The sequence below is a fragment of the Candidatus Limnocylindria bacterium genome (assembly GCA_036523395.1).
GTDB lineage: Bacteria > Chloroflexota > Limnocylindria > P2-11E > P2-11E > CF-39.
In genome coordinates this window covers 1-2022 of record DATDEH010000003.1, presented here as the reverse complement: position 1 = coordinate 2022, position 2022 = coordinate 1, and the positions used below count along the sequence as shown (strand labels likewise).

Here is a 2022-nt window from a genome sequence, read left to right as displayed (position 1 = left end):
TGTGTCGGACTTCGCCTTCTGGATCGTGTCGTGCGCGGTCAGCGCGCGCAGGAAGCGCAGGTTCGTGCGCACGCCAAGCACCTCCATCTGCGCGAGCGCTTCGCAGAGCTTCGCGAGCGCGAGCTTGCGGTGCGGGCCGTGCGCGATGAGCTTCGCGATGAGCGGGTCGTAGTGGCGCGTGACGGCCGAGCCCTCTTCGTAGCCGGCGTCGACGCGGATCCCCTCAGGCCAGCGGATATGCGCGATGCGGCCGGTCGCGGGGAGGAACCCGCCCTCGACGTCCTCGGCGTAGAGGCGCACCTCGATCGCGTGGCCGCGTGGCGCGGGCTCGCCGAGCAACAGCCGCTCGCCGAGCGCGATCCGCAGCTGCTGTTCCACCAGGTCGATGTCCCACACCAGCTCGGTCACCGGATGCTCGACCTGGAGGCGCGCGTTCACCTCGAGGAACGCGAAGCGACCCTTCGCATCGACGATGAATTCGGCCGTTCCCGCGTTCGTGTATTTCGCCTCGCGCGCGATCGCGACCGCCGCCTCCGCGATCGCCTTGCGCTGTTCGTCCTCGAGCGACGGCGCCGGTGTCTCTTCGAGGATCTTCTGGTGCCGGCGCTGCGTCGAACAGTCGCGCTCGCCCAGGGCGAAGATCTGCCCGTGCGTGTCGGCGAGGAGCTGCACCTCGACGTGCCGCGGGCGGTCGACGAGCTTCTCGAGCATCAGGCGCTCGTCGCCGAATGACGCCGCCGCGACGCGCCGCGCCTTCGCGAGCGCTTCCTGCAGCTTGGCCGGCTCTCGCACGCGCTGCATCCCGATGCCACCGCCGCCTGCGACCGGCTTCACCATGACCGGGAAGCCGATGCTGTTCGCAGCCGAGATGAACGCCTCGTCGCGCTGGTCCTCCTCCATGTAGCCGGGCAGGACCGGCACGCGCGCGCGATGCGCGAGCGCCTTCGCCTGGACCTTGTCGCCGAGCGAGACGAGGACCTCGGCGGTCGGGCCGACGAAGCGCATGCCCGCGTCGCGCACCGCCGTCGCGAACGCCGGCGATTCGGCGAGGAAGCCGTAGCCCGGATGGACGAGATCCGCGCCCGCCTCGCGCGCGGCGGCGATGACGCGCTCGATGTCGAGGTACGACTCGGCCGCGGGTGGCGGACCGAGACGGAGCGCCATGTCGGCCTCGCGCACGAACGGCTCGTTCGCGTCGGCGTCCGAGTAGACCGCGACGGTCGTCATGTTCATGCGCCGCGCCGTGCGGAAGATGCGGCGCGCGATCTCCCCGCGGTTTGCGACGAGGAGCGTCGTCACCACTTCGGCTTGCGGCGCTCGAGGAACGCCCGCATGCCCTCCTGGCCCTCGTCGCTCACGCGTATGCCTGCGATGCGCTCGACGGTCTTCTCGCGCACCTCGGCGACGGGTCGGCCTTCGAGCTCGCGCACCAAACGCTTCGCGGCGTTCACCGCGTGCGGACCGCCGGCGACGATCGCGTCGAGGTAGAAGTCGATCTTCCCATCGAGCCTCGCCGGCTCCTCGACCGCTTCCACGAGGCCGACCTCATACGCCCGCCGCGAGTCGAAGCGGATTCCCGTCGTGAAGAGCGCCGTCGCGTGCGCGAAGCCGATCTTCCGCACGACGTACGGCGACACGACCGCTGGCAGGATGCCGAGGCGCACCTCGGTGAAGGCGAAGACCGCCTCGGTCGAGGCCACCGCGATGTCGGCGACCGCGACGAGACCGCATCCGCCGCCGATCGCCGCGCCCTGCACGCGCGCGAGGAGCGGCATAGGCAGCTCGTCGAGGGCGCGGAACATCTGCGCGAGCGCGCGCGAGTCGGCGACGTTCTCCGCAAGGGAGAAGTCGGCCATCCCGCGCATCCAGTTGAGGTCCGCGCCGGCGCAGAACGCGTCGCCCTCGCTGCGGAGGACGACGGCGCGCGATGCGGGATCGATGCGGCCGAGGATCGCGCCGAGCTGGGCGATGAGATCCGCGTCGAACGCGTTGCGCACGTCGGGGCGCGCGAGCGTGATCCAG

The 2022-nt window shown here is 71.0% G+C and carries 2 protein-coding genes; both read right to left on the bottom strand.

Annotated elements, in window-relative coordinates; translation table 11 throughout:
• Positions 1-1299: biotin carboxylase N-terminal domain-containing protein (locus tag VI056_00300; GenBank protein HEY6201456.1), on the bottom strand; the 1299-nt coding region annotated here is incomplete at its 3' end.
• On the bottom strand, positions 1296-2018 hold the full coding sequence (locus tag VI056_00295) for an enoyl-CoA hydratase-related protein (protein HEY6201455.1): 723 nt from the start codon (positions 2016-2018) through the stop codon (positions 1296-1298). The genes VI056_00300 and VI056_00295, both read right to left, overlap by 4 nt.
• Between the last annotated feature and the right edge of the window lie 4 nt (positions 2019-2022).